We start from the raw sequence: 22,136 nt of genomic DNA, 5'->3' as shown, positions 1-22,136 counted from the left end.
CCGGCATGGACAGGTTCACCTACCGGCCCGCTCGGGACGAGCTGGCGTACACCTTCGGCGGTCGGATGCCGGTGGCGCACGTGCGCGGCGGGGACGTGTTCACCGTCGTGACGGAGGACTGCTTCGGTGGTCTCGTTCGGGGGCCGGCGGACCTGCCGTCGCAGGTGTGCCGCATGCCGTACCTCAATCCGGTGTCCGGGCCGTTCTTCGTCGAGGACGCCGAGCCCGGCGACACCCTCGCCGTCTACCTCGCCGCCATCACCCCGGCCCGGGACTGGGGTGTGTCGTCGACGTTCCCGCACTTCGGGGCACTGACCTCCACCGCCCACACCGCCACCCTGCAACCGCCGCTCGAGGAGCGGGTCTGGGTGTACGACATCGACCGCCAGGCCGGGACCGTACGGTTCGAGGCCACCCGCAGCGACCACAGCGTGGACCTGCCGCTGGACCCGATGATCGGCACGATCGGTGTCGCCCCCGGCGGATTCGAAGCCCGCTCCACACTCGTGCCCGACACCCACGGCGGGAACCTCGACACCCCGCACCTGCGCGCCGGCACCACCCTCTACCTGGGGGTGAACGTTAACGGGGCGATGCTGGCCCTCGGCGACGGGCACGCCCGCCAGGGCGAGGGCGAGGCCTGCGGCGTCGGCGTGGAAATCGCCACGACCACCACCCTCGCCATCGACGTCATCAAAGGCGTCACCACACGGTGGCCGCGGTTGGAGACCGACCGGGACATCCTGACGATCGGGTGCGCCCGTCCGTTGGAGGACGCGTACCGCATCGCCCAGCACGACCTCGTCGGCTGGGCCAGTACCCTGACCGGCCTGGAAACCCTGGACGCCTACCAGCTCGTGTCGCAGGCGGGCCGAGCGCCGATCGGCAACGTGTGCGACCCCAACTACACCGTCCTCGCTGCCATCGACAAAAGCCTGCTCCCCGCCCCCGGACCCGCCTATGGCGGGGCACACGAGCGGCTGCGGCGGCTCACCGCCGGACTGCGGTCGGAGCCCCGCCGATGACCGCGTCGATCCCGCGCCTGCCGCTGCGCGATGACCTGTTCCTCCTCGGCCACGACGACGACACCGGACACCTCCACGTGCACCGGCAGGCCCTCGCGCTCGGGCTCGCCGGCGCGGTCCTGATCGACCTGTACCTGGCCGGGCGGGTGACTCTCGACCTGAACGACGAGGCGCGCGCAGCAGGCCACCAGCGGGTACACCCGCACATCGACCGCCCGGTCGGAGACCTGATAGCCGACGCCGCAGCCGCCACCATCCGCAACGCTCACCCGCTGCTGCGCACGTGGCTGCAGGGGTTCTCCGACGACCTGTACGACCGCACCCGCGCGGGCCTCGTCGCCGGGGGAATCCTGCGCCAGCACACCCGACGGCGCCTCGGCGGCCTCATCCGCGCCGACACCTACCTGCCCACCGACGGCAAATGGGCTGTCATCGCCCGCTCCCGCCTGCGCTACCTCGCCACCGGCCGCGAACAACCCGACAACCACACCGCCGCCCTCGCCGGCCTCGTCGCCGGACTCGGCCTCACCCACCACCTCTACCTCGACGACGACACCCCAGCCATGACCGCTCGCCTGAAGGCCATCGCCGCGCAGCACTACCAGCCGGTACGCGACATCACCGCCGCCGTCGACGCCGCCGTCGGTGACCTCGCCACCGCCGCCTACCGCTAATTCCGCCTCCGTCACCTTCGGAAATCACCGTGAGCGACTGCCTCACGCAAGGCCCAAGGCAACCTGCGCATCACAGGAGTGAGCATGGCGAGCATCAGTACAAACGTGACCGTACGTCAGGCCACGCCCGACGACGCGGGCAGACTTATCGGCGTCCTCGCTGAGACGTTCCTCCACGATCCGGTCGCCGACTGGCTGATCCCCGACCACGACGATCGCCGCTTCATCTCCTACCGCTACTTCACCCACATCGTGGGTCACGGCCTGCAATACGGCCACGTGGACATGGCTGCCGACGGATCTGCCGCGGCGATCTGGTATCCCCGACCCGAACCGTCCCCCGCCGTCGCGGCCGACCACCGGGTGGGTGTGCGGGAAGCGACCGGTACGTACGCGCCGAAGTTCGTCCTGATCGAGACGATGCTCGAATCGCACCACCCACCCGAGGTGCACCACTACCTCGCGTACGCCGCCGTGAGCCCCGGACATCAAGGTCGGGGAACTGGGACCGCGCTGCTGAGTAACCACCACCAACAGATCGACCCGCTCGGCATGCCCGCCTACGTGCATGCCACCAGCACACGCAACCGAGACCTCTACCTGCGGCTCGGCTACCTGCCCGGCCCGTCGATGGTCCTACCCGACGGAGGGCCGAAGATCTGGCGGATGTGGCGAGCGCCGCTCGGCATCACAATCCCAGCCAGCTTCTTCACCCCGCACCTATCTGACCGGTGAGCGCAATGAACCCTGAGGGGAGCACGCCGGTTCGGCCGGCTGCTCCTGCTGACGTCGCGAGCATCGTGGCCATACTGACTGCCGAGTTGCAGGGCGACCCGCTCGCCCAATGGCTCATGCCGGACCCGGAGCAGCGAACCTATATTTCCCACCGGTTGCTGGCGGTGGAGGTCAGCCACGCCGTCGAGCAGGGCGGCGTCGATGTGCTGAGCGACATGTCCGGCGCCGCGATGTGGCGACGGTATCCCGCCGACGGTGGACCAGTCCTCACTGGTCAGCACCTGGGTACCTTCACCGGTCCGGCGCTGCCGCGGTTTGAGCAGGTAACTTCCGCCCTGCGCAGCTACCAATCGGCCGCCCCGCACTACTGGCTCTCCTGGTTGTCCGTACACCAGGACTTCCGTCGTCAGGGCATCGCAGGCGACCTCCTCGCATGCCGTCACCGGGCAATCGACGAAATCGGCTACCCCATCTCCACCGTCGTGACCACCAGAGCGACCCGCGACCTCCTGGCCGTCCACGGCTACCGGGCCGAGCTGCCGATGCAGCTGCCCGGCGGGCCCACCCTCTGGCCGCTGAGACGCCGCGGGCGCCCCGTAACCACGGCCCAGACCGGCACGGCACCCGCCGAGTGAACTCCGGGAATAACCGGGCTCCGATCCGCTGCACACGTGAAGTGGCCCGGGCCGGTTCCCGCACAACCAGCGAGAGGACCCCCAGGATGTTGACGCGTCGACCAACTGCTCCGACCGTTCGAATGGCGATGAGTGTCCTCGGTGGCATCCTGATCACCGCCTGCCAGCCAGCCGCGCCCACGAACCGTGTCCCGGAACCATCAGGGTCTCCCACAGCGCGACAGCGGCCCACAGCAGCGACCGACCCTCGTCTCACTTCACAACAGCGGCTCATGGCCCTGGCCGCCGACATCGGCGCAACGCCTGCAGACGACACCGAGACCCTGGCCTACACCTACCTACACACCCAGTCATGGACGCGTGCCACCAACGTCATTACCCGAACCGATCTGCGACGGTGGCGCCACGATGACGGCTCTGGCCGTGAGGTCACCCGCCAGCCGCCGAACGTACGCGGCCTCACCCACCGGCCGAACGCCAAAGAACGCGATCTGTTTGCGGTCGCGACCGTACACGCCCGGCGGTGCGCGCCGGGCGAGCTTCGGCCGTACCTGCCGGACCCGCTGCCCACCGAACCCAGCGCGCTCACCAACGCGCTGGCCCCACGCGAACTGGCTGATGAGCCTGCCTACCCCCGGATGGTCGTCCACGGCATCGTCGGCCTCACCACCGGCCAATACCTCAACCAGGAACAGCGCGCGGCAACACTGCGAGTGCTCGCCAACGTGCCGCACATCGCCTACCAGGGGTTCGCGACCGACATCGCCGGACGAGTCGGCCTTGGCTTCATGGTCACCGCCGATGGATCGACTTTGGAGCTCGTAATCCACCCGCGTACGGGTGAGGTCCTCGCCGCACACGAACAGGTCGCCGGTGCCCGCCCTGGCCTCTTCTCGTACGTACTCATCCTCGAACGCGGCCACACAACCGACACCGCAACAGTTCTCGTGCACCCCTGAACCACCCGTCGAGACGGGTGGGAAGGCCCGGAAGGAATGATCATGCGAATCCGCAGGCGTACGGATCCGCCACCCGCGGTCACCCTTCCGGGCCTTCACCGTGGCCCGGCACGCAGCATTCGTCGAGCATTGCCTACGTCGGGCCGCGCGACTCCGGTGCCGATCCCGCCCACCGGTGGCAATCCGACCGCCACCCCCTCTCCCAAAGGACCTGGTCGTCAACAACGTCGGTCGCAGGGGTGCCAGATCGGCAGCGTCGGGGCGGATAGCTACCGCAGAATCTTGCCCGGGTCGTCGGGCGGTCGAGCCACGAACGTCAGACGGACGACAACGTTCATTTCAGTGACGGTCGATACTGCGCTGGCCCTCTTCGAGCGCCTTTTCGATCATTGCCAGCATCTCGGCCCTCTGACGCGCCTCAGCTGTGAGCGTCCAGGTCAGGTACCCACGTCCATCGTCGACCTGGTTGACGAGCCCAGCCTGGCGCATCTGCTTGAGCGCCTTGGACAGGTGGCCGTCGCCGGGCCTCGCTCCCCAGCGCTCGACGAGGGCGGCAGCGAGCTCGGTGTACCGCAGCTGTCGATCAGCGAGCGTCAACAAAATCGAAGCCCACCAGCTGTGCCTGAAAACCTGCTCCAAGATCCGAAAATGGATCAATGCCACAGTTCACCGTCCCCCGCCCAGGTGCCCAACGCCTGGCCCGACTGCCTCAGCTGTCGTGCATCTGACATTGCGCGAAGGAACCACTTCACCGAGTAGCGGCAGCGGTGTCAAGGTCTCTCCTTTGCTGATGTGACGGAGGGCTACCGGTTAGAACCGCTATGGGGGAAAACGAAATCCAGTCGTAACGAGCAGTGGTGCCGGACGACCTCGTTCTGATCACGCACCGACAGGGCGGACTGTCCGCCCGCTGCTATCTCCCTCGCCGGTGTAGCCCCTGCCACCGAGACACACACGATCGGGACGCACGATTGGCGCGCGCGGTTGTAGCGCACTCACGTGCCGTAGCGGCAGGCTCTGATCCTGGGATAGGACAGAACATGTTGACCGCGATGGAGGCAACTGGTGGCACACCGTAGGGGGAGGGTGGTGGCCGTGCTCGCGCTCGTCGGCCTGGTGGGGATCGGGGCAGGTTGCACAGGTAATGACAGCGGCGAGGAGAGCTCATCAACGCCGACGTCCGGCAACCAATCCACCTCCCTCTCCCAACCAGCTACGCCCGGGGATCTCGCGCTTGCCGCGTACCGCGGGATGTGGGCCGCTTACGACGAAGCCGGGATGACGTCCAACCCGGACCATCCGGAGCTGGCCAAATTCGCGGTTGGCGATGCGCTGAAGGTCTTGAGAAGCGGCCTGGAGTCCGATCGTCGCGAGGGTCTGGTCGGGCAGGGCAAAGTCGCTGTGAACCCGTCGATCCAGTCCCTCACGCCCGCAGCCGCTCCGACCCAGGCGAAAGTCCGAGACTGCGCGGATACCTCCGGCGCGGCCAGGGTCAGAGCGACTCCGAATGGAACTCCGTTCACCGACTCACCCGGCGGGCGCCGATTGGTCAACGCCACCGTGAGCATGGTCGGCGGAAGCTGGAAGGTGGCGTCCTTCGGGGTCCAGGGAGTCGGCTCGTGCTGAGGCTCCGGCTCCTGGCCGCTGCCGGTGTCATGCCCGCGGCCTGCTGCCTGGTTCTGCTGGTGGTTGCGTCCCCCGCCCAAGCCGACAAGTGAAAACCGGTGGACTGCAGCCTTACTCCTGACGTGCCTGAATGTTCCGTCGAGGTGGGTACACCGCCCTCGACCGGCGACGGAAACTCGGGGGGCGAACACAACGGCGGGTCGAACACCGGTGGCGGCTCCGGTGGTGAGCACGAGGGTGCGGACGGTTGCCGCTACATCGTGATCGGCCGGGACGATCCCCCGGCGGGTGCCCGTCAGCCTGGAGCGTGGTATTCACGCCACTGCATCAATGATGGCGGGGCTTCCGAGAGGTTGCCCGTGTGGATCGCGGATGCCCAGTCGCCGGATCCGGCGGTCTTGGCGCGGTCCGCGATTTCCCGGCTGGATCTGCCTGTACCGGCGATCCGGGCCAATCCCGCTCCGCCTGCGGCTCAGCTGCTGAACGTTCCGACGTGGCTGTGGCTGGAAGGCCCTTCTTATCGGGCACGGTCAGCGACGGCTTCGGTGCCCGGCCTGAGCGTCACGGCGACGGCTTCGCCGTCCAAGGTGCGGTGGTCGACTGGTGACGGCGCGTCCTTCACCTGCTCGGGCGCGGGAACGCCGTGGCGCGCGGGCATGGATCCGGCAGTAGCGTCGAGTTGCAGCCACACCTACAAGGTCCCGTCGAATGGCCAACCGGGCGGGGTGTACGAGGTCCGGGCAACGGTGACGTGGGAGATCGGCTGGGTCGGCGGTGGCACGTCGGGGTCGGTCGATCCAGTGACGACAACCGCCACGGTTCCGCTTCGGGTGCAGCGCTCGTCCGCGCTCAACGGGGCGGGCTGACCAAATGGCTGTGTCATTGACGAGGTCATCGGCCACGGCGGCGAACGGACGGTCGCCATCCACACCTTCGCCAGTTGGTGTGCGCCGACGCTCACCGCGCAACGTGGTGTTGGGACTGGTCCTTGCAATCGCGTGCTCGCTGCTCTTCGCCGGCACGGCGTTGCGGACCGATCCGGCGACTCCGGTCCTGGCGCTGGCCCGCGACGTGGGAGCAGGTCAGACGATCCGGGACCGAGACCTGAAGGTCGTACGGATCGTGCCGGGTGACGCGGTGCAATTGGTAGGCGAATCGCAACGTGAGACGGTGGTCGGTCGGACGGCAGCGGTACCGCTGGTGGCCGGGAGCCTGTTGTCGCCTGGCCAGATGGGTGGTTCGGCGTTTCCGCCGGTGGGTCAGTCGGTCATCGCTGTCGGCGTCAAGGCGGGCAAGGCACCGGCCGGCATGGCGGTGGGATCGCGGGTGACCGTCCTGGTAGTGCCGCCGACCGGCAACGGCTCTGCACCTGCGCAGCCGGTCCGGGCGTCTGCAACGGTTTCCGCGATCGAGGTCCCCGACGCTGCCGGCCTGACAGCCGTGTCGCTTCTGCTGTCGTCGGAGGCGGCACTGCAGGTCAGCGTCGCTTCGGGAGACGTGTCGCTGATCCTGCAGGGCTCGGGCGGCTGAGCGTCATGTTGATTGGGGTGACGAGCGCGAAGGGCTCGCCGGGCGCGACAACACTCGCCCTGGGGCTGGCACTGCGTTGGCCCGAGCCGGGCGCCGTGATGGTGGAGGCCGACCCTGCGGGCGGGGACCTGATGGCGCGGTTCGGTCGGACGTATCACGATGACGGGCGGGAGCCTGGGCTGGCGTCAATGGCCGCCGATGCTCGATCCGGGGCCGGCGTCCGAATGGATCCGTCCCGGTGGGTGCAACCGCTGCCGCCCGGGGTGGACGTAGTCCTGGCGGAGCCCGGCGCCGCGGCGGCGAGCCTGCGGGCGCTGGCTGTACGGGGACCCCACATGCTGCGAGTGCTGGCCGCTGGCCGGCCAGCGGTGGTGCTCGACGTGGGCCGATGGGAGCCGACTTCGCCGGTGAACGCGCTGCTGTCGGCGGTGGACGTCCTGCTGGTGGTGCTGCGGCCGATGCAGGATGAGGTACGGGCTGCGGATGTACGACTGAACGGCCCTACGGGCCGGCCGATCCCATCAGCAAAAGGGAGAGACCTTAGCCAGGGACGCGAGCACGTCGAGCAGTTGACCGGTTTGGTCCGGGACGTACAGCTGGTGACCGTGGGTGTCGACGGGTGGCCCGCCGTGGAGGTGGCCGGCAGCCTTGGACTGCCGCTGGCCGCGACCGTACCGACCGACCGTCGCGGCGCCGGGATTCTGGCCGGACGGATGGTGCCGCGGCGCGGTTGGCAGTCGACAGGCTGGACGCGGTTACCACTGCTGCGGGCCTGTCGTGGCCTTGCTCGGGACCTCGATCGGCAGACCAGTGCTGAGGCGTCCATCGCGCCGGTGACCGAGCACGCCGGGGTGAGCGGCCGATGAACGCTCGGCATTCCGCTCCGACCAACAGCATGGGCGTGGGGGGCGCCCACGCGCTGACCAGTGGCGAGCGGGATGTTCTCGATGCGTTGCGAGCCACGGTCGCCGTCCAGCTACAGGTGTCCGTCGTTGGGGCGGTGGACAGCACCAGCGACGTGGATCTGTTGATATCCAACGCCCTGGACGAGTACGCGCGCGAAGCGTTGCACCGCGGGCAACCCCCGCTGAGCGAGACGGCCGAGCATCGGATTCGACAGGCGTTGCGCAACTCCTTCGTGGGCGCAGGTGGGCTCCAACCACTCCTCGACGACGAGGCGATCGAGACCATCAACATCAACGGCTGCGACAACGTGCAGGTGCAGTACCGCGACGGCCGACGTGCCCGGGTGGCCGCAGTCGCACACTCCGATGCCGAACTGATCGAGCAGCTACGCGACATGGGCGCCCGGCTCGGAGCCCATGAGCGCCGATTCGACCCGGACGCCCCCGAGCTCGCCATGCAGCTGCCTGGCGGAGCGCGTCTGCACGCGATGCAGGTCATCAGCGACCGGGTCGCGGTTTCGATCCGCCGGCACCCGATGGTGAAAGTGAGCCTGGATGACCTGGTGGGGATGGCAGAACTGACGCCGACTATGGCGGATCTGTTCACCGCCTTGGTGTTGGCCCGCCGGAACATCGTCATCAGCGGTGGCCCCGCCGCAGGAAAGACCACATTCCTGCGAGCCCTCGCCTCCGCGATTCCCGTGCAGGAGCGCCTGATCGTGATCGAAGACTCCCGCGAACTGTCGCTGGACCCGCAGGTCCACCCGGACATGATCTCGATGCAGGCACGGCAGGCGAACATCGAGGGCGTGGGCGAGTTCAGCCTGGATCAGTGTGTCCGCGCCGCGCTGCGGTTGACGCCAGATCGGGTCATCCTCGGCGAGGTACGCGGTGCTGAGGTCGTACAGATGGCGAAGGCCATGTCGATCGGGGTGGACGGCTCGATGGCGACGGTGCACGCCTCGTCGAGTTCGCAGGCGCTGCTGCGGATGACCACCTATGCGATGGAGCCGCCGGCGTCGTATCCGCGAAGTGCCGCAACGTCGCTGCTCGGTGAGGCGGTGCACATGGTCGTGCACCTGGACCGCACTCCCAATGGCCTTCGAGTGGTCTCCTCCGTCCGCGAGATCGTCGGCACCGACGGGGACCAGATCATGTCCAACGAGGTGTACCGGCCCGGTCCTGATCGCCAAGCGGTGCCGGCGACCCGACTGCGGGACGAGACCATGGACCGGCTCGTCGACGTTGGCCTGGATCCTGCTGTCCTCGACCGTGACGGGTGGTGACACGGATGGCCATGCCGGTTGTGCTGCTGGTCGGCCTACTCAGCGGCCTTGGCCTATGGCTGATCGTTGACGGAATCCGGCAGCGTGACCGTGACAGCCCGGCACCGGTCGACGGTCTGCTACGCCGAGCTGGTGCGGCCGTAACCCCCGTGCAGGCCGCAATGGTGATCGTCGCGACGGTGCTCTCGGGGCTGGTGACCGGTTGGCTGGTCGGCGCGATACTGGCTGGCCTGGCAGCGTGGAGCCTGCCCACGGTGCTGGTTGGGAACCGGGTTCATCAGCGTGAGCAGGAACTGTTGGAGGCGATCGCGGGCTGGACGGAGAGTTTGCGCGACACGCTGGCCGCGGCGGCCGGGCTGGAGGAGGCAATCGCCGCGACGGCCGGCACTGCGCCAGCCTCGATCCGATCGCAGGTCATCGCGCTGGCGGAGGCGATCGGCGCTGGGGTCCGCCTTCCGATCGCGCTGCGCGCGTTCGCCGCTGATCTCGATCATCCGACCGGGGACATGGTCGTGGCATCGTTGCTGCTGGCGGCCACCAGGCAGGCTCGCAACCTCGCCGAGCAGCTCGGGGCGCTCGCGGCGACCGCACGCGAGCAGGCCGCAGCACGGATGCGCATCCAGACCGAGTGGGCGACCACCCGCACGTCGGTGCGGATCATCATCGCGATCACCCTGGTCATGGCCGTTGGACAGGTGCTGCTCAACCGCACGTTCCTCGCTCCCTACGACACTCTGGCCGGGCAGGTCGTACTCGCCATCGTGGGTGCGATGTTCGCCGTCGGGTTCATCTGGCTCAGCCGGATGTCCCGGATCGCCCGTGACGAGCGGGTGCTGGCCGGCACCAACCCCGAGGTGGTGAGGAGGTGATCCGCGACGCGCTGGTGCTGGGTGCCGGTACCGGAACCGGCCTTGCGCTGGTCCTGCTGGGGTTGCGTCCCAACCGACCTGCCCTGGTCGACGTGCTCGATGGCCTACGTCGTCCGGCGTCGCCGCCGATGACCGCCCGACAACGGCGCTATCAGGTGTTGGGGGCACCCCTCGTACGCCTGGGTCTGCCCACCGCCCGCACCCGCAGCGACCTGGCAGTGCTGCAGAAGGACGTACCCACGTTCCTTGCCGAGCAGGCCGCGGCCATCGGGCTGGGGGTACTGGCGTTGCCCGTCCTGGCTGCGTTGTGGGGTGTCGGCGGGCTGGTGCCGCTGTGGCTCGCCGGCCTGGGCGGACTGATCGGCTACCGATGGGCGGTCACCCGGGCCCGCGCCCAGGCGGAGAGGCGGCGTGCCCAGCTGCGCCACACCCTGTCGGTGATGCTCGACCTGGTCACCATCAGCCTGGCCGGTGGCGCCGGCGTGGAACAGGCCCTCGACGATGCGGCAAGCGTCTGCACCGGCTGGGCCGCTGACCAACTGCGTGCCGCGCTACGCACCGCCCGGCTGACCCGGCAGCCGCCGTGGCGGCCCCTCGGCCAACTGGGCCTTGATACCGGGGTGAACGAGTTGGCCGAGTTGGCCGCCACGATGCAGCTGGCCGGCGCCGAAGGCGCCCGGGTCCGTGCTTCCCTCGCCGCCCGAGCCTCGGGGATGCGCGCCCGCACAACCGCCGCAATGGAATCTGCCGCTCGCTCGGCCGGGGTCCGGATGTCCCTACCCGTCATGCTCATCGCCCTCGGCTACGGCCTGTTCTTGCTGTATCCAGCCATCGCGGCCATCCGCACCGGCCTCTGAAACCGCATCCGTACGGAGCTCGAAGGAGTTGATCACCATGATCCGCCGTCTACGCGCCAACCTTGCCTACGGGCTCAGGGCCATTCGTGAGAATCCCGAGCACGGAGCCGAGACCGTCGACACAATCATGTGGATCGCGATCTTCATCGTCGTCGTCGGCGGAATCGGCATGCTCTTCCGGGACACCGTGACGCAGTACTGGAACTCCCTGGTCATCACCATCGGCTTCTGACCGTCACGATCATGGGGAGTCCGAGCAGCACCAGGCAGCGCCTCCGCAGCAGACCTCGCGGCGACCGCGGCTCAGTCACGACCGAGACCGTCGGCTACACCGTCATCTTCCTGCTCGCTCTAACCGTGATCGTGCAAGCCGCCGTCTGGTCGTTGGCCGATCAATCGGCTCGGCACGCCGCCAAGGAGGCACTGCAGGCGGCGCGGGTCTACGGGGCGACGGCCGAATCCGGCTACAGCGAGGCCGCTGAGGTCCTGGCCGAGACCAACCCGGCCGGCATCGACGACATCCAGATCACGGTGGAGCGTGGGCCGGTCACCACGACGGTCACCATCACCGGCACAGCGAACCGTGTCGTTCCCGTGCCGGGGCTCACGGTGCCCATCGAGGTTCAAGTCCAGGCTCCCACCGAAGATGTCCCACCCGTCAGGTGAGACCAGGCGGAAGGAGCGAGGCGTCGATGACCAAGCGCAGCCGGGCGCGACCTCCTCGACGGAGCCTGTCCGGAGACAGCGGCTCGGTGTCGGTCGAGGTCGTCGGGCTCGTCCTGCCGGTCATGGTGATCGTGGCGATGCTGATCGTCGGCGCATGGCGGTTGTCGGCCACTCGTCTCGACGTACACGCCGCCGCCGCATCGGCCGCCCGCGCCGCATCCCAACAGCGCACCGCCGCTGCCGCGCAGTCCGCCGCTGAGGAAGCCGCCCGCGCCGACCTCGCCGGCCGGGTCCGCGGATGCACCCCGTTGACCGTCATCACGGGCCTCGACGATTTCGACCGTGGCGGCTCGGTCACCGTCACCATCACGTGCCACGTGTCCACCGGTGACCTGATCGGCGTCAGCGCCCCGGGCGGCGCCGACACGACCGCGACCGCCAGGGCCCCACTGGACACCTACTCGGAGATCGTCCCGTGAGTCGCCCAAGGTTGGAGGCGGTCCGCCGACAGCTGCGCGAAGACCGCGGCTCCGGCACCGGCTGGGCAGCCGGGATGTTCCTCATCGGCATGCTCGCTGCCGCACTGATCATCGACGGCGGTGCCGCCATGACGATGCGCGTCGACGCCCGCCACGTCGCCCAACAGGCCGCACGGGCCGGAGCAGACCGTATCGATCTACTCCTACTCCGCACTGCCGGCACCGTACAACTCGACCCGGTTTTGGCCGAAGCCGCGGCGACCGAGTACCTCGCCCAGGTTGGAGCGACCGGCACCGTCTCCGCCACCACGACGTTGGTCACGGTCACGGTCACCAAGACCGGATCCACGCCGCTACTCGCCGCCATCGGAATCACCACCGTCACCGTCTCGACCACCGAGCGCGCCGAACCCGTAACCAGCTAGACCACCGTGAAGGGGGTGCCATGAACGTCACCGCGGCGCTCGGCCGGCTACTCACCCGCCTCGCCAGCGCCACCGCGCTGCTGTTCATCACCGTGGGTATCCCCTACGGTCTCGCCGCCCACATCGGTTGGCCTCTCCCCCGCTCCATCCCGCGTGACGCCGCTGGCTGGCAGGCATGGCTCACGGCCGGCTTCACCGACACGATGGCGGTCAACCTGCTGGCCATCGCTCTGTGGCTGCTCTGGGCCGTGTTCACCGCAAGCCTCCTCGCCGAGGCAATCGCCGGGATTCGCGGCCTACCCATGCCGAGAATGCGGGGCTTGACCTCCGTACAGACCCTGGCAGGGTGGCTGCTCTCCGGACTCACTGCCGGCGTCGTCGCCACCGCGACCGTCGCGCCAGTCACGGCGACTCCCCCGCCCTTGCCCGCGGTCGTGCCGGCCGCCGCGGCGCACGCCACCCCGGTGGTACTGGTTGGCACCCAAGCGGCCAACGTCGGCACCGAGCAGCAACCACCAATCCTGTGCGCAGGCGAACACCACGTTCTCATCAAAGACAACAGCTACGTGTACGTCGTCCAACGCAACGAAAGCCTCTGGGTCATAGCCGAGAAGTGCCTCGACGACGGCAACCGGTGGCCCGAGATCTGGCAGCTCAACCGCGGCCGACATTTCGACGCCGGGGGCACGCTGCGAGTCCCCCGCCTGATCCAACCCGGCTGGGACCTACGGATGCCAGCCGACGCCGTCCCGCCCTCAGCCACCGATCCGGTGCCCGCCAAGCCCGCCCGACCGCCGGGTCCCGGCCCGGTACCCGCTTCACCTAGCCCGGCCACGTCGACAGCCCCACCCATGTCGACACCGTCCTCCTCATCCGCCGAGGATCCGGACCGTGTAGTCGAGCCGGCACCGGGCATGCCGGCGTCGTCAGGTCCGGCCTTGACCCCAAGCAGCGCCAGCCCGGCGACGCCCGACCAGAACGATGCCGTTCGGCCGCCCGGTGAGGATCGCGGCGTGGGCGTGCCGGGCGGTTGGGTGAGCATCGGACTGGCCGCCGCACTGGCCGCTGCCTCGTCGATCGTGTGGCTACGCCGACGCGCCCGCTACAACCCCGTCACCGACATCGACCCGGCCACCGATCCCACCCTGCAGCCCCTGCCGGCGGTGGTCAGCCGGCTACGTCGGGCCGTCCGTGAGCAGGCACCCGAACTGTTGGCACCCCCGCCACCACAACCTACAGTCCGTGACCTCGCGGGTGCCGAACGGCCGCCGCTGGCACCGATCGGGCCGTCCGGACCGCAACTGGCCGGCCTACCCAACCACCCACGAGGAGGCCTTGGCCTTACCGGACCAGGCGGAGCCGACGCCGTCCGCGCGATGCTCGTGGCGACGCTCTCCTCCGGCGGTGTTCACGACCCGGACGCCCGCGGGCAGGTGGTGATCCCCGCGACGGTCCTCGCCGACCTGCTCGGCGGCACGGCGATCACCGACCTGGTTGGTGCCATACCTCGGCTGCGAGTCACCGCCGGCCTCGACCATGCCCTGACCTACGTCGAAGAACAGATCATCCACCGCACCCGTGCCGTCACCGACGCCGACGTCACCGATGTCACCGCACTCCACGACGCCGACCCGCACCACGATCCGCTTCCGCCGATCACACTGATCGCCGACGTCCCCGACACCGCGATCCGGGCTCGACTATCCACCGCGCTACACCTGGGCCACCCCCTGGCCATCAGCGCAGTCATCGCCGGACCGTGGCCCCGCGGCACCACCCTCACTGTTGAGACCGACGGCACGACCACCAGCAATGAGCCGGGACAGACCTCCAAGCTGTCGGTCCTAGACGCCGATACCACCCTGCAGCTGCTCACCGTGATTCGCGAGGCTCACACCGGAGAGCCACCATCTCCCCCGCCCAACGCCCCGTCGCCCGAAGAGCCGGACTCCACGAGCAGTGGCGACGACACATCCACGGTAGAGGCCACCGCGATCCCAGCACCGCCAGTCAGGCCAACCCCAACGGCCGAACCTCCCCGAGCGAGCGGGAAGCGGCAGTCACGGGTACGCGTCCAGGTCCTCGGCCGGCCGATCATCTTCGGCGCCGACGGCAACCCCGTCCCTGGCGTCCGCCGAGCCAGCTACGAGCTCCTCACCTACCTCGCCGTTCATCGTCAAGGTGCGGACATCGCCGACATCGAGGTAGCGATGACGCCGGACGCCACCCCACGCCGCGCCCGCGACCGCCTTTCCACCAATGTCGCCAACCTGCGTAATCGGCTGACCCACGCCACCGGACTCGACCCCAGCGCGGTCAACGAAACCTTTAAACCGGTCGTCAACCCCGGCGGGCGCTACTACCTCGACCCGGCCCTGCTCGACGTCGACTGGTGGCGCGTCCTCGACGCCGTCAGCCGCGCCGGCGCGACAACCGACCGGGACGCCCAGCGCGCGGCGCTCGACGACGCAGTCAGCAACTGGAACGGCCTGCTGCACGACGACAGCTTCGAATGGATGGACGGACCACAGCACAGGTGCAGGCAGGTCGGCGTCAACATCCACGCCCGACTCGCGGTTCTGCTCGCCGACACCGACCCCGGTCGAGCCCGGACCCTTCTCGACGCTGCCTGTGACATCGACCCGATCAACGAGGAGGTCGCTCGCCTTGCCATGAACGCTCATGCCGCCACTGATCACACCGCAGCCATCAACGCGCGACTGGCAGCGCTTACCTCGGCGCTTCAGGAAATCGACGAGGACGTCTCCGACGAAACCCATCGACTCGCTCGTCGACTGCTCCAGAAGTCTCTACCGCATACCGATCGACCGTCGGACTGAGAGGACGGTTGAGCGCTCTCGAGCAGACCGGGCGTGCGACTCCCAGAGCAGGTCGCGCAACCATCGCCGGATGGGCTGATAGCCGGCCAGTGGCGATTGAGTTCAGCCGCCTCGCCGAGGTCTACCGCGGTCAGGCCCCACCTCGATCTCACCGCCGTCGGTCAACGGCTGGCACCGTTTGGTGGACTCGGGTGCACCGGATGCCCAGTTGAGTGGGTAGACGGTGGGTCTCTCGGTAGCGTCGATCGGGGACGTATGCTGCGGCCGTGCTGCAGGGACTGGACGAGGTCAGCTGGAATGAGCTGAGCCACGCGTACGGAAAGGCTCTCGACACTCCCAACCTGTTACGGCAGGTGGCCTCGCCGGACGAGGAAGCTGCTCAGGAGGCGGTCTCCGAGCTAAACGGCAGCATCTTCCACCAGGGCACCGTCTACCTGGCAACGGTGGCGGCCGTACCGTTCCTGGCCGAGCTGGCGCTGGCCGCGCCGCACGGCCGGGCCGACCTTGCCTGGATGCTCGGACAACTGGCCGATCCACGGCACGCGTACGGCGACGACTTCCCGGACGTGCGTGCAGCAGTCGTCGGGCACCTTCCGGCCCTCCTAGCGCTGCTTGCAGACGGTGATCCCACGGTACGGGAGGCCGCGGCCTACGCGGCGGCTCAGGCCGGGACAGTCCCCGAACCGCTTTGGCAAGCTTGGCGGGTCGAAGCCACTGAGCCGGTTCAGGCATCGCTCGCTCTGGCGCTGGGCCTGATCGATCCGGCCGCCGCCGAACCGGTGCTCGCCGACTTGGTCTTGCATGCAGCGCCGCTGGTACGGGTGGCCGCGGCGGTGGCGCTGCTGCGGGCCGGGGTGCCCTGGCCGGACGGTGCGATCGCCGCGGTGGTCGCAGCGATCGACGACGGCGCTTCGGTCACCTACTGCTGGGCGCACGGCGGTGACTGGTCCGATGAGCTGATGGTGGCACCGCCCGCGCCGGTCGCACTGGATCTACTCAGCCACCTATTGCGGGCCCGCGAGCCGAAGACCCGGGAGCTCGGCCTGTGGGCGGCGTCGGAACGGTCCGACGGCAGCCGTTCGGCGCCGCCGCAGATCGTTCCGCTGGTCGCGACTGCGTTGCACGATCCGGATCCCGGGGTGCGGAGTATTGCTCTCGACACGCTCAGCCGGGCTGGCGCGGCGGCCGGGCGATTCGCGGACCTGCTGGCGAGCATCGCCGCCGGATTCGCGCAGGAGGCCGGGGCGCCCGGGTTCACCGCTGAGTACCGGGCGGTCAGGGCTCTCGCCCGGCTCGGTGATCCCCGTTGGATCGAACCGGTGTGTGCGGCGGCAGCCGCTGGGCACCGTGCGCAGCGGTTGCTCGACGGCGCCCGCTTCGAGCCTGCGGTGCTGGCTGCGGTCCGCCAGCGCCTAGCCGACGAACCGGCCCGGGCCGACGTGCTGGCCGGGGTGCTGGGCACGTGGCGCGCCGCAGAGGCGGTGCCGGAGCTGCTTGCCGCGCTGCCGTACGAGGGACCACAGGTGGCGTGGGCGCTCCTGGAGATCGGACACGATGACGCCGCCGCCGTACCGCACCTACGTACACGGGCGACGCAGGCCGGCGATCCGCTGGCGGCCCTGGCCCTTCGACGGATCTCCGGCGACGTGCAGCCGCTCCTCGGCATCCTCGACACTGCCTTGTCCGGTGAGCGGCGGCTGTGGCCCGGCCCGCAAACGTTCGTCGACGAGTTGGGCGAGGAACTGCGCCCACTGCTGCCTAGGGCGCGCGATCAGCTCACCGGCGCGGCGGCCGGGACGCACCCGCAGCGGGAGGCCCAGATCCTCGCTGCTCGGATAGTTGCCATCATCGACGGCGTACAGCCCATCCTGACAACCGTGCGCGCGGTGCTTGCCGGTGGGCACACCCCGGCTCGCGCCGCCGCAGACCTCATTGCAGATCTTGCCCCGGCCCACCGCGACGCCCTGACCGACCTCGATCCGCTACTGCGCAACAGGCTCGACGACCGGTGGAGCCGAGTGGCGGCGTCCCGCGCCCTTGCTCGGCTTGGCGTACCGACCGTAGACCTGACCGAGCCGCTGCTTCACGGCGTCACCGACTACGCCGGCCGGTATGGCCTGGCAACGATCCTGGAGCTACGCGCAGTCGAGACGATCCCCGGTCTCAAGAAACTCGCCGCAGGCGACAACCGCCTCGGTGCCACCAGCTTCGCCGACGACATCGTCTGGGCTGACGAACTGTTGACCGGTCGTATCCGTACGACCATCGCCGCCCTGCGCCGACTGACCACAAACCCTCCGCGGGGCTGCCAGCAGTAGCCACCCACCGGTCACCCGCGTCAAGACCGATCGAGGACTGTAGCTCAGTCTGTCCGCGCCGTGGCGGCCGGGCTTGTAGAACTGATGAAACGCCTGTCCTGCCGGTCCTCGGTCCCGACGTTGGTGGGCCACGGGGGTCGTCGAGGACGAGGAAGCCGCGGGAAGGACCGGCGGGTTGGCGAAGGCTGATCCCGGGCACGTGTTCGTGCATCGGCCTGTCGTGTGGAGTGCAATGCAGTCCCATGGCCGCAAAGGGTGTGGAACTCAGTCGGTGACACCTTCGATCTTGTCGATCAGGTCGAGGATGTCAGGGACGGCGTCCAAAACGGTGACCTCGACCAACGCACCATCGCGGCCAAACCGGCGGCGGTACTCGTCGTAGGGGTAGTCGGCGATCGGAACCCAGGATCGATGTCCTCGCAAGGGGTGGTTCTTCTGCGTCACCGCCCCAGAATTGAGCCGGCAGAGTTCGATACGTGGGCCGTATCGCTCGACAAGGGCGCGAGTGTCGACGTGCAGGACGACCTGGCCCTCGGTGCGATACTCCTTCGCTTGACGCAACCGGTCCAGTCGCTCAGCACTGGCCCAGAAGAAGACCCGAGAGTTGATGGCGATGAGGTACTCGGCCAGCGAGGAGTCAGGATCAATCTTCTCCGCGACAAATTTCATCGGCTTCTGATCGCGGATCACGGCCGGCGGCAGGCCGGACGCGCGCAGAACGGTGGACTGCTTGCGAGGTGCATTCAGGAGTCGCTCACGCTCGCCGATGTCGAGGCCGAACAGATCGACCAGTTGCTGCGTGGACAGCAAGCCGTGCCGTTGTACCGACGGCCAAGCGACCGCCGACATCGTGTGGAAGACTCGCGGATGGCGCGCGATCAGTTCCTCGACGTCCATGCCGGTCATGATGCCGGACATCCGCGGTTACAGGCCATGAGCGATCCGGCCGACATCCTCCCATCACATGGTCGACGGGTGGTCAGCAGCGCTGGCGGTCTTCGGTGCTACGCCTACGCCGCCCGAGACAAGCGCTACCCGTAGCGACCGGATCGCGGCTATGAGCGGGCATCCAATAGCTCGATACCATGCGCATGTGTTGGGATTGCGTCGGCCGCGGACGGGTTTGAGCAGACGGGCCCGCTCGTTCGTCAGCGTTCACGGAGTTTGGCTCGACGTGCCGCCGGTGAGTCAGTTTCGAGGCGCGTGGCAGGAGGCGCAGATTCCTGACGAGGTCATCGACCGCGCCGAGGCGTATCGGGCCCGGTGGGGTGGCCTTGTCCTGCCGTCCGCGCCGGGCATGCCCGAGGATGCCGCAGGCCCGCGGATGCTCAGCGTGGACACGCCGGAGTGGGAAGACACGTTTGCTCCCCAGGGTTGGTTTTTCGAGGCCGGGCCGCAACGCACCGCCGTGCCGTATGCGTTCCTGATCGGTCCGGACGGTACGTTCGGTATCGCCGGTGGCGACGATGGGCAGTGGGTCCCGTTGCATCGCAGCATCGTCGGCTGGGTTGAGGCCCTGGCTCTGGCGTATGCGGCGATGGACGTCGCGGATTCGGTCACCAGGCTGACCGGCTCGGCCGTCGACCAGATCGACCTGACCGCCATGCAACCGGTCGCAGAGGTTGCTGGCATCACGAACGGCTGGTGGTACCGGCCGGGCCTGCTCGCTGCCGTGTACTCGGGCGAGTCGCAGTTGTTCGCGCGGCCGGCCTACCGCACCGCCTACCTGTACGCCGGCAACATTGATGAGCAGTGGTTGTAACGCCGCTACGCCGCTACCACCTCCCCAAGTGGGTGGGGATCTGGTGAGCACCATCAGCGGCAGATCGGAGCAGATGATCAAAGGGCCGAGGCGATCGGAGATCCAGCTTGATCGCCGAACATCGACCATCCCTGGTGGGCGGGCGCCGACAGCGATCAACCGGTTCGCACTTCGCCGGGCTGCCCAGTTGTTGGGTCATCGGCTAGCGTGCCCGCGAAGGATCGGACGTCCCTGCGTCCGATGTGCCGCCGGCGCATTGCGAGGTGCGAGCGACATGGCAGATGACTCACCTTCGACGCAGCGGCGACGCTGGATCTGGCTGATCCTGCTGGGCGTCCAGACGACCCTGTCCTACGCGGGGCTCGCGCTCTCGTCGATCCTTCTCGAAAGTCGGCCGGAGGTGGTTCTGTTCCTCAGAACCTCGCCCGACATGGTGATCCTTGTAGCACCTCTGGTGGGAGCCTCGCTCACCTTCGCGATCATCTACCCGATCCGGTGTCTGATCCACTATGCGTACTTCGAACTCGGCCGGAACTTCGGCGCCCGTCCGGTTCGATGGCTCACCGGACGTGCGCCAAAGGCGCAGCATCTGCGATCATCAGCTCTGCTGGTCGGTACGTGTCTCTACCCTGTCTCGGTCGTCGATGTGACGCTCGGCGCGGCAAGCACTGCGCCCCGCGTGTACCTGCCATTGCTGTTCGCGGGAAGCGCTGTCTCCTCTGCCGCGATCATCGCGCTGGCGATGCGAACCGCGGGGATGCTCACACCCGTTTTGTCATGGATTGTCGCGCACCAGACCGGCATGGTCGTCGTGGTCGCCGTACTCATCGTGGTCAAGGTTCTAGTGCGGCTGAGACGGCTCCGCCCCGGTAGCCATGAGCCGGAAGGTCGAAGCCGGTGAACAGTCACGCGTGGATGCGATGTGCGTTCCAGCGACCGTTGCGGTTCTTGACCAGCAAGAGTCCCTTGACCACGAGTCGTGGAAAGAGGCCTGGGCAGTAGCGGAGACATTTCACCGACTCCCATGCCGCGACCGTCGCCAGGGTCACCCGTGCATGCCGAACGCGCAGCTGGACAGCCCCTTCGGCCCTGTCGACGTCCAGATCGACCACGCTGTCGATGAACTGCGCGGCGATCGTGATCTGGGCGAGCGCGGCGCTCAACCGACGGCGGCGTTCCGTCGAGTAAGGGACGACGGCGGTCATCAGAGCCGCGAGATGGCGACTCTCCTGGCGACGTAGCGCGAGGAAGGTTCTTAGCGATGTGGTCCGTCGAAGAGCGGCAGTGTATGCCGCCCAGCCCCGGACGTGCCCGGCGAGCTCCTGGGCGGCTCGTTCGGCCTGCACGCCGGTAGTAGGCAGACAGTCGCGCAGGTTGAGCAACGAGGTGCGCTGTCGAGGGCTGAGCGAGGCGATGGCCTCAGTGGATCCGCCACGTTCCAGGAATACCGCGCAACGCTCGACCTCGCCGGCGCTCGACGCGTTGTCGTCGAACCAGTCGTCGAGATGACACATGAAATCGGTGACCGCCTGCCAGTTGTGGTAGAGGCTGTCGTCCACAGGCAGCCCGCAGTCGATTGCAAGCACTCGGGTCAGCGACGGAATGGAAAAGCCGGGTCTGATCGAGCCGGTCGCGTCGCGTTGTGTCACCGTGTCGATCCCTCGAGCTTATGGCGGTCGCGGCATTCGATGACGAAGGCGTAGATCAGGCATGCAGGTAGTCGAAGGTGGCCGATCCCCAACGCGTTCGTCAGCCGCCATACCGCGATCAGGACATGTGCCGCATAGGTCGGGACAGACACAATTAGCCGACTTCTTCCGGAGCTGCGGGGGAGAAAACTGATCGGCATGAAGCTGACTACATATCCTAGATGGGCGGCCCGAATGACCTGCTCCTGCGTGTACGTGTAGGTGCCGGAGATCAGACAGGTGTCCGCGAGCTCCCGGGTGAAGACGCGATAACCGCTCTGGGCATCGAGGATGGGAATCCCGATCAGGCACGCAACCGCCCGAGAGAACAAGCGGTTCGCGAAGTATCGCGGCCGTGACATGCACGCCGGCCGGTTCCAGAGTCGGCTTCCGATCGCCAGATCGGCACCGTTGAGGACGATGTCAAGCAGCCCCAAGGCGTCCGCAGGTGAGTACTGGCCGTCGGCGTCGACGTGGAGAATGTGCGTCACGTCGTAGGTCAATGCTGTGATCACGCCCGTTCGGAATGCCTGTGCCAGACCTCCGGTGCCACCAGACGGGATGACGACATCAGCACCGGCATCTCGCGCGCGAACCGCGGTGTCGTCGGACGAGCGATCGTCGACCACCACCACAAGTGCCACGATTCCGGCGCTCATCAATATTGCCCGAAATGAAGAGACGACCTCGGCCACAGTCGCACTTTCGTTGCGAGCCGGAATAACCACGGCGACGACAGGATCATCACGGGATGATAGTCCATCGAAATCGGTAGTCAAGTGGTCCTCACTGTTGACTCCTAGGCAAGAGCTTGACATACTGATGGCCAACGATACCGCCCGCATTATTGCTCGCGC

24 protein-coding genes are annotated in these 22,136 nt (G+C 68.0%); 20 read left to right on the top strand and 4 right to left on the bottom strand.

Annotation, left to right across the window (positions count from 1 at the left end; translation table 11 throughout):
- Positions 1–5: 5 nt before the first annotated feature.
- From MILUP08_RS14105 to MILUP08_RS14085, 5 genes are all read left to right on the top strand, one after another.
- Positions 6–1,025 carry an acetamidase/formamidase family protein gene (locus tag MILUP08_RS14105; protein ID WP_420329257.1) on the top strand — a complete coding sequence of 340 codons (1,020 nt, stop codon included), beginning with the start codon at positions 6–8 and terminating at the stop codon, positions 1,023–1,025.
- Complete coding sequence (locus tag MILUP08_RS14100; RefSeq protein WP_007458674.1) at positions 1,022–1,699, top strand: GOLPH3/VPS74 family protein; 678 nt, start codon at positions 1,022–1,024, stop codon at positions 1,697–1,699. Before MILUP08_RS14105 ends, MILUP08_RS14100 begins: the two co-directional genes overlap by 4 nt.
- 84 nt (positions 1,700–1,783) lie before the next feature.
- Complete coding sequence (locus MILUP08_RS14095; protein ID WP_007458673.1) at positions 1,784–2,434, top strand: GNAT family N-acetyltransferase; 651 nt, start codon at positions 1,784–1,786, stop codon at positions 2,432–2,434.
- Positions 2,431–3,069, top strand: coding sequence for a GNAT family N-acetyltransferase (locus MILUP08_RS33800; RefSeq protein WP_144056924.1), 639 nt, complete (start codon positions 2,431–2,433; stop codon positions 3,067–3,069). The genes MILUP08_RS14095 and MILUP08_RS33800 overlap by 4 nt, the downstream gene beginning before the upstream one ends.
- A gap of 272 nt (positions 3,070–3,341) precedes the next feature.
- Positions 3,342–4,028 carry a hypothetical protein gene (locus MILUP08_RS14085; protein ID WP_007458671.1) on the top strand — a complete coding sequence of 229 codons (687 nt, stop codon included), beginning with the start codon at positions 3,342–3,344 and terminating at the stop codon, positions 4,026–4,028.
- A gap of 339 nt (positions 4,029–4,367) precedes the next feature.
- On the opposite strand, the gene MILUP08_RS14080 is transcribed toward MILUP08_RS14085, so the two are convergent.
- Positions 4,368–4,691 (bottom strand): helix-turn-helix domain-containing protein, encoded by a 324-nt coding sequence (locus tag MILUP08_RS14080; protein WP_039905985.1) that lies wholly within the window; start codon positions 4,689–4,691, stop codon positions 4,368–4,370.
- Positions 4,692–5,123: 432 nt separating this feature from the next.
- Here MILUP08_RS14080 and MILUP08_RS14075 point away from each other — a divergent pair, with 432 nt between their 5' ends.
- From MILUP08_RS14075 to MILUP08_RS14015, 13 genes are all read left to right on the top strand, one after another.
- Positions 5,124–5,654, top strand: a complete 531-nt coding sequence (locus MILUP08_RS14075) for a hypothetical protein (RefSeq protein WP_144056923.1) — start codon at positions 5,124–5,126, stop codon at positions 5,652–5,654.
- Positions 5,655–6,013: 359 nt separating this feature from the next.
- Entirely contained in the window at positions 6,014–6,520 is a 507-nt protein-coding gene (locus tag MILUP08_RS34175) for a hypothetical protein (protein WP_144056922.1), read from the top strand.
- 106 nt (positions 6,521–6,626) lie between these two features.
- Positions 6,627–7,184, top strand: coding sequence for an SAF domain-containing protein (locus MILUP08_RS14065; RefSeq protein ID WP_167626047.1), 558 nt, complete (start codon positions 6,627–6,629; stop codon positions 7,182–7,184).
- Between the two features lie 17 nt (positions 7,185–7,201).
- Entirely contained in the window at positions 7,202–8,050 is an 849-nt protein-coding gene (locus MILUP08_RS14060; RefSeq protein WP_144056921.1) for a CpaE/TadZ family protein, read from the top strand.
- Positions 8,047–9,375: a TadA family conjugal transfer-associated ATPase gene (locus MILUP08_RS14055; RefSeq protein ID WP_007458658.1), complete on the top strand. Its 1,329-nt coding sequence runs from the start codon at positions 8,047–8,049 to the stop codon at positions 9,373–9,375. Before MILUP08_RS14060 ends, MILUP08_RS14055 begins: the two co-directional genes overlap by 4 nt.
- Before the next feature lie 11 nt (positions 9,376–9,386).
- A complete protein-coding gene (locus MILUP08_RS14050) occupies positions 9,387–10,244 on the top strand; it encodes a type II secretion system F family protein (RefSeq protein ID WP_007458656.1) in 858 nt (285 codons plus the stop codon).
- The gene (locus MILUP08_RS14045; protein WP_007458654.1) at positions 10,241–11,101 is read left to right on the top strand and encodes a type II secretion system F family protein; all 861 of its coding nucleotides are present in this window, start codon (positions 10,241–10,243) and stop codon (positions 11,099–11,101) included. Before MILUP08_RS14050 ends, MILUP08_RS14045 begins: the two co-directional genes overlap by 4 nt.
- A gap of 37 nt (positions 11,102–11,138) precedes the next feature.
- Complete coding sequence (locus MILUP08_RS14040; protein WP_007458652.1) at positions 11,139–11,333, top strand: hypothetical protein; 195 nt, start codon at positions 11,139–11,141, stop codon at positions 11,331–11,333.
- An 11-nt stretch (positions 11,334–11,344) separates the two neighbouring features.
- Positions 11,345–11,767 (top strand): TadE/TadG family type IV pilus assembly protein, encoded by a 423-nt coding sequence (locus tag MILUP08_RS14035; protein WP_007458650.1) that lies wholly within the window; start codon positions 11,345–11,347, stop codon positions 11,765–11,767.
- Between the two features lie 26 nt (positions 11,768–11,793).
- Entirely contained in the window at positions 11,794–12,246 is a 453-nt protein-coding gene (locus MILUP08_RS14030; RefSeq protein ID WP_007458648.1) for a TadE/TadG family type IV pilus assembly protein, read from the top strand.
- A complete protein-coding gene (locus tag MILUP08_RS14025) occupies positions 12,243–12,671 on the top strand; it encodes a pilus assembly protein TadG-related protein (RefSeq protein WP_007458646.1) in 429 nt (142 codons plus the stop codon). Before MILUP08_RS14030 ends, MILUP08_RS14025 begins: the two co-directional genes overlap by 4 nt.
- Before the next feature lie 20 nt (positions 12,672–12,691).
- Positions 12,692–15,511, top strand: a complete 2,820-nt coding sequence (locus MILUP08_RS14020; protein WP_007458644.1) for an AfsR/SARP family transcriptional regulator — start codon at positions 12,692–12,694, stop codon at positions 15,509–15,511.
- A 266-nt stretch (positions 15,512–15,777) separates the two neighbouring features.
- Positions 15,778–17,829, top strand: a complete 2,052-nt coding sequence (locus MILUP08_RS14015) for a hypothetical protein (RefSeq protein ID WP_007458642.1) — start codon at positions 15,778–15,780, stop codon at positions 17,827–17,829.
- A 264-nt stretch (positions 17,830–18,093) separates the two neighbouring features.
- Here the strand turns inward: MILUP08_RS14015 and MILUP08_RS14010 are convergent, their stop codons facing one another.
- The gene (locus MILUP08_RS14010) at positions 18,094–18,726 is read right to left on the bottom strand and encodes a DUF7002 family protein (RefSeq protein ID WP_144056919.1); all 633 of its coding nucleotides are present in this window, start codon (positions 18,724–18,726) and stop codon (positions 18,094–18,096) included.
- A 277-nt stretch (positions 18,727–19,003) separates the two neighbouring features.
- On the opposite strand from MILUP08_RS14010, the gene MILUP08_RS34170 reads away from it, so the two are divergent.
- Both MILUP08_RS34170 and MILUP08_RS14000 read left to right on the top strand, forming a co-directional pair.
- Positions 19,004–19,591, top strand: coding sequence for a hypothetical protein (locus tag MILUP08_RS34170; protein ID WP_007458638.1), 588 nt, complete (start codon positions 19,004–19,006; stop codon positions 19,589–19,591).
- A gap of 274 nt (positions 19,592–19,865) precedes the next feature.
- The gene (locus tag MILUP08_RS14000; RefSeq protein ID WP_007458637.1) at positions 19,866–20,492 is read left to right on the top strand and encodes a hypothetical protein; all 627 of its coding nucleotides are present in this window, start codon (positions 19,866–19,868) and stop codon (positions 20,490–20,492) included.
- 4 nt (positions 20,493–20,496) lie between these two features.
- On the opposite strand, the gene MILUP08_RS13995 is transcribed toward MILUP08_RS14000, so the two are convergent.
- Together MILUP08_RS13995 and MILUP08_RS35900 are read right to left on the bottom strand one after the other, a co-directional pair.
- Complete coding sequence (locus MILUP08_RS13995; RefSeq protein WP_007458636.1) at positions 20,497–21,240, bottom strand: hypothetical protein; 744 nt, start codon at positions 21,238–21,240, stop codon at positions 20,497–20,499.
- Positions 21,237–22,097, bottom strand: a complete 861-nt coding sequence (locus MILUP08_RS35900) for a glycosyltransferase family 2 protein (protein ID WP_272944019.1) — start codon at positions 22,095–22,097, stop codon at positions 21,237–21,239. Before MILUP08_RS35900 ends, MILUP08_RS13995 begins: the two co-directional genes overlap by 4 nt.
- Positions 22,098–22,136: the final 39 nt, after the last annotated feature.

The organism is Micromonospora lupini str. Lupac 08, from assembly GCF_000297395.2.
GTDB lineage: Bacteria > Actinomycetota > Actinomycetes > Mycobacteriales > Micromonosporaceae > Micromonospora > Micromonospora lupini.
The sequence above is the reverse complement of the archived record's forward strand: the minus strand, read 5'-3'. Positions and strand labels throughout refer to the sequence as shown.

Bases quoted from the DNA above. Each gene is read 5' to 3' on its own strand.
- MILUP08_RS14100 (WP_007458674.1), top strand. From the start codon at position 1,022: ATGACCGCGTCGATCCCGCGCCTGCCGCTGCGCGATGACCTGTTCCTC.
- MILUP08_RS14055 (WP_007458658.1), top strand. From the start codon at position 8,047: ATGAACGCTCGGCATTCCGCTCCGACCAACAGCATGGGCGTGGGGGGC.
- MILUP08_RS14095 (WP_007458673.1), top strand. From the start codon at position 1,784: ATGGCGAGCATCAGTACAAACGTGACCGTACGTCAGGCCACGCCCGAC.
- MILUP08_RS14105 (WP_420329257.1), top strand. From the start codon at position 6: ATGGACAGGTTCACCTACCGGCCCGCTCGGGACGAGCTGGCGTACACC.
- MILUP08_RS14050 (WP_007458656.1), top strand. From the start codon at position 9,387: ATGCCGGTTGTGCTGCTGGTCGGCCTACTCAGCGGCCTTGGCCTATGG.
- MILUP08_RS14000 (WP_007458637.1), top strand. From the start codon at position 19,866: ATGGCAGATGACTCACCTTCGACGCAGCGGCGACGCTGGATCTGGCTG.
- MILUP08_RS14035 (WP_007458650.1), top strand. From the start codon at position 11,345: ATGGGGAGTCCGAGCAGCACCAGGCAGCGCCTCCGCAGCAGACCTCGC.
- MILUP08_RS14085 (WP_007458671.1), top strand. From the start codon at position 3,342: ATGGCCCTGGCCGCCGACATCGGCGCAACGCCTGCAGACGACACCGAG.
- MILUP08_RS14010 (WP_144056919.1), bottom strand. From the start codon at position 18,726: ATGGACGTCGAGGAACTGATCGCGCGCCATCCGCGAGTCTTCCACACG.
- MILUP08_RS14030 (WP_007458648.1), top strand. From the start codon at position 11,794: ATGACCAAGCGCAGCCGGGCGCGACCTCCTCGACGGAGCCTGTCCGGA.
- MILUP08_RS35900 (WP_272944019.1), bottom strand. From the start codon at position 22,097: ATGTCAAGCTCTTGCCTAGGAGTCAACAGTGAGGACCACTTGACTACC.
- MILUP08_RS14020 (WP_007458644.1), top strand. From the start codon at position 12,692: ATGAACGTCACCGCGGCGCTCGGCCGGCTACTCACCCGCCTCGCCAGC.
- MILUP08_RS14040 (WP_007458652.1), top strand. From the start codon at position 11,139: ATGATCCGCCGTCTACGCGCCAACCTTGCCTACGGGCTCAGGGCCATT.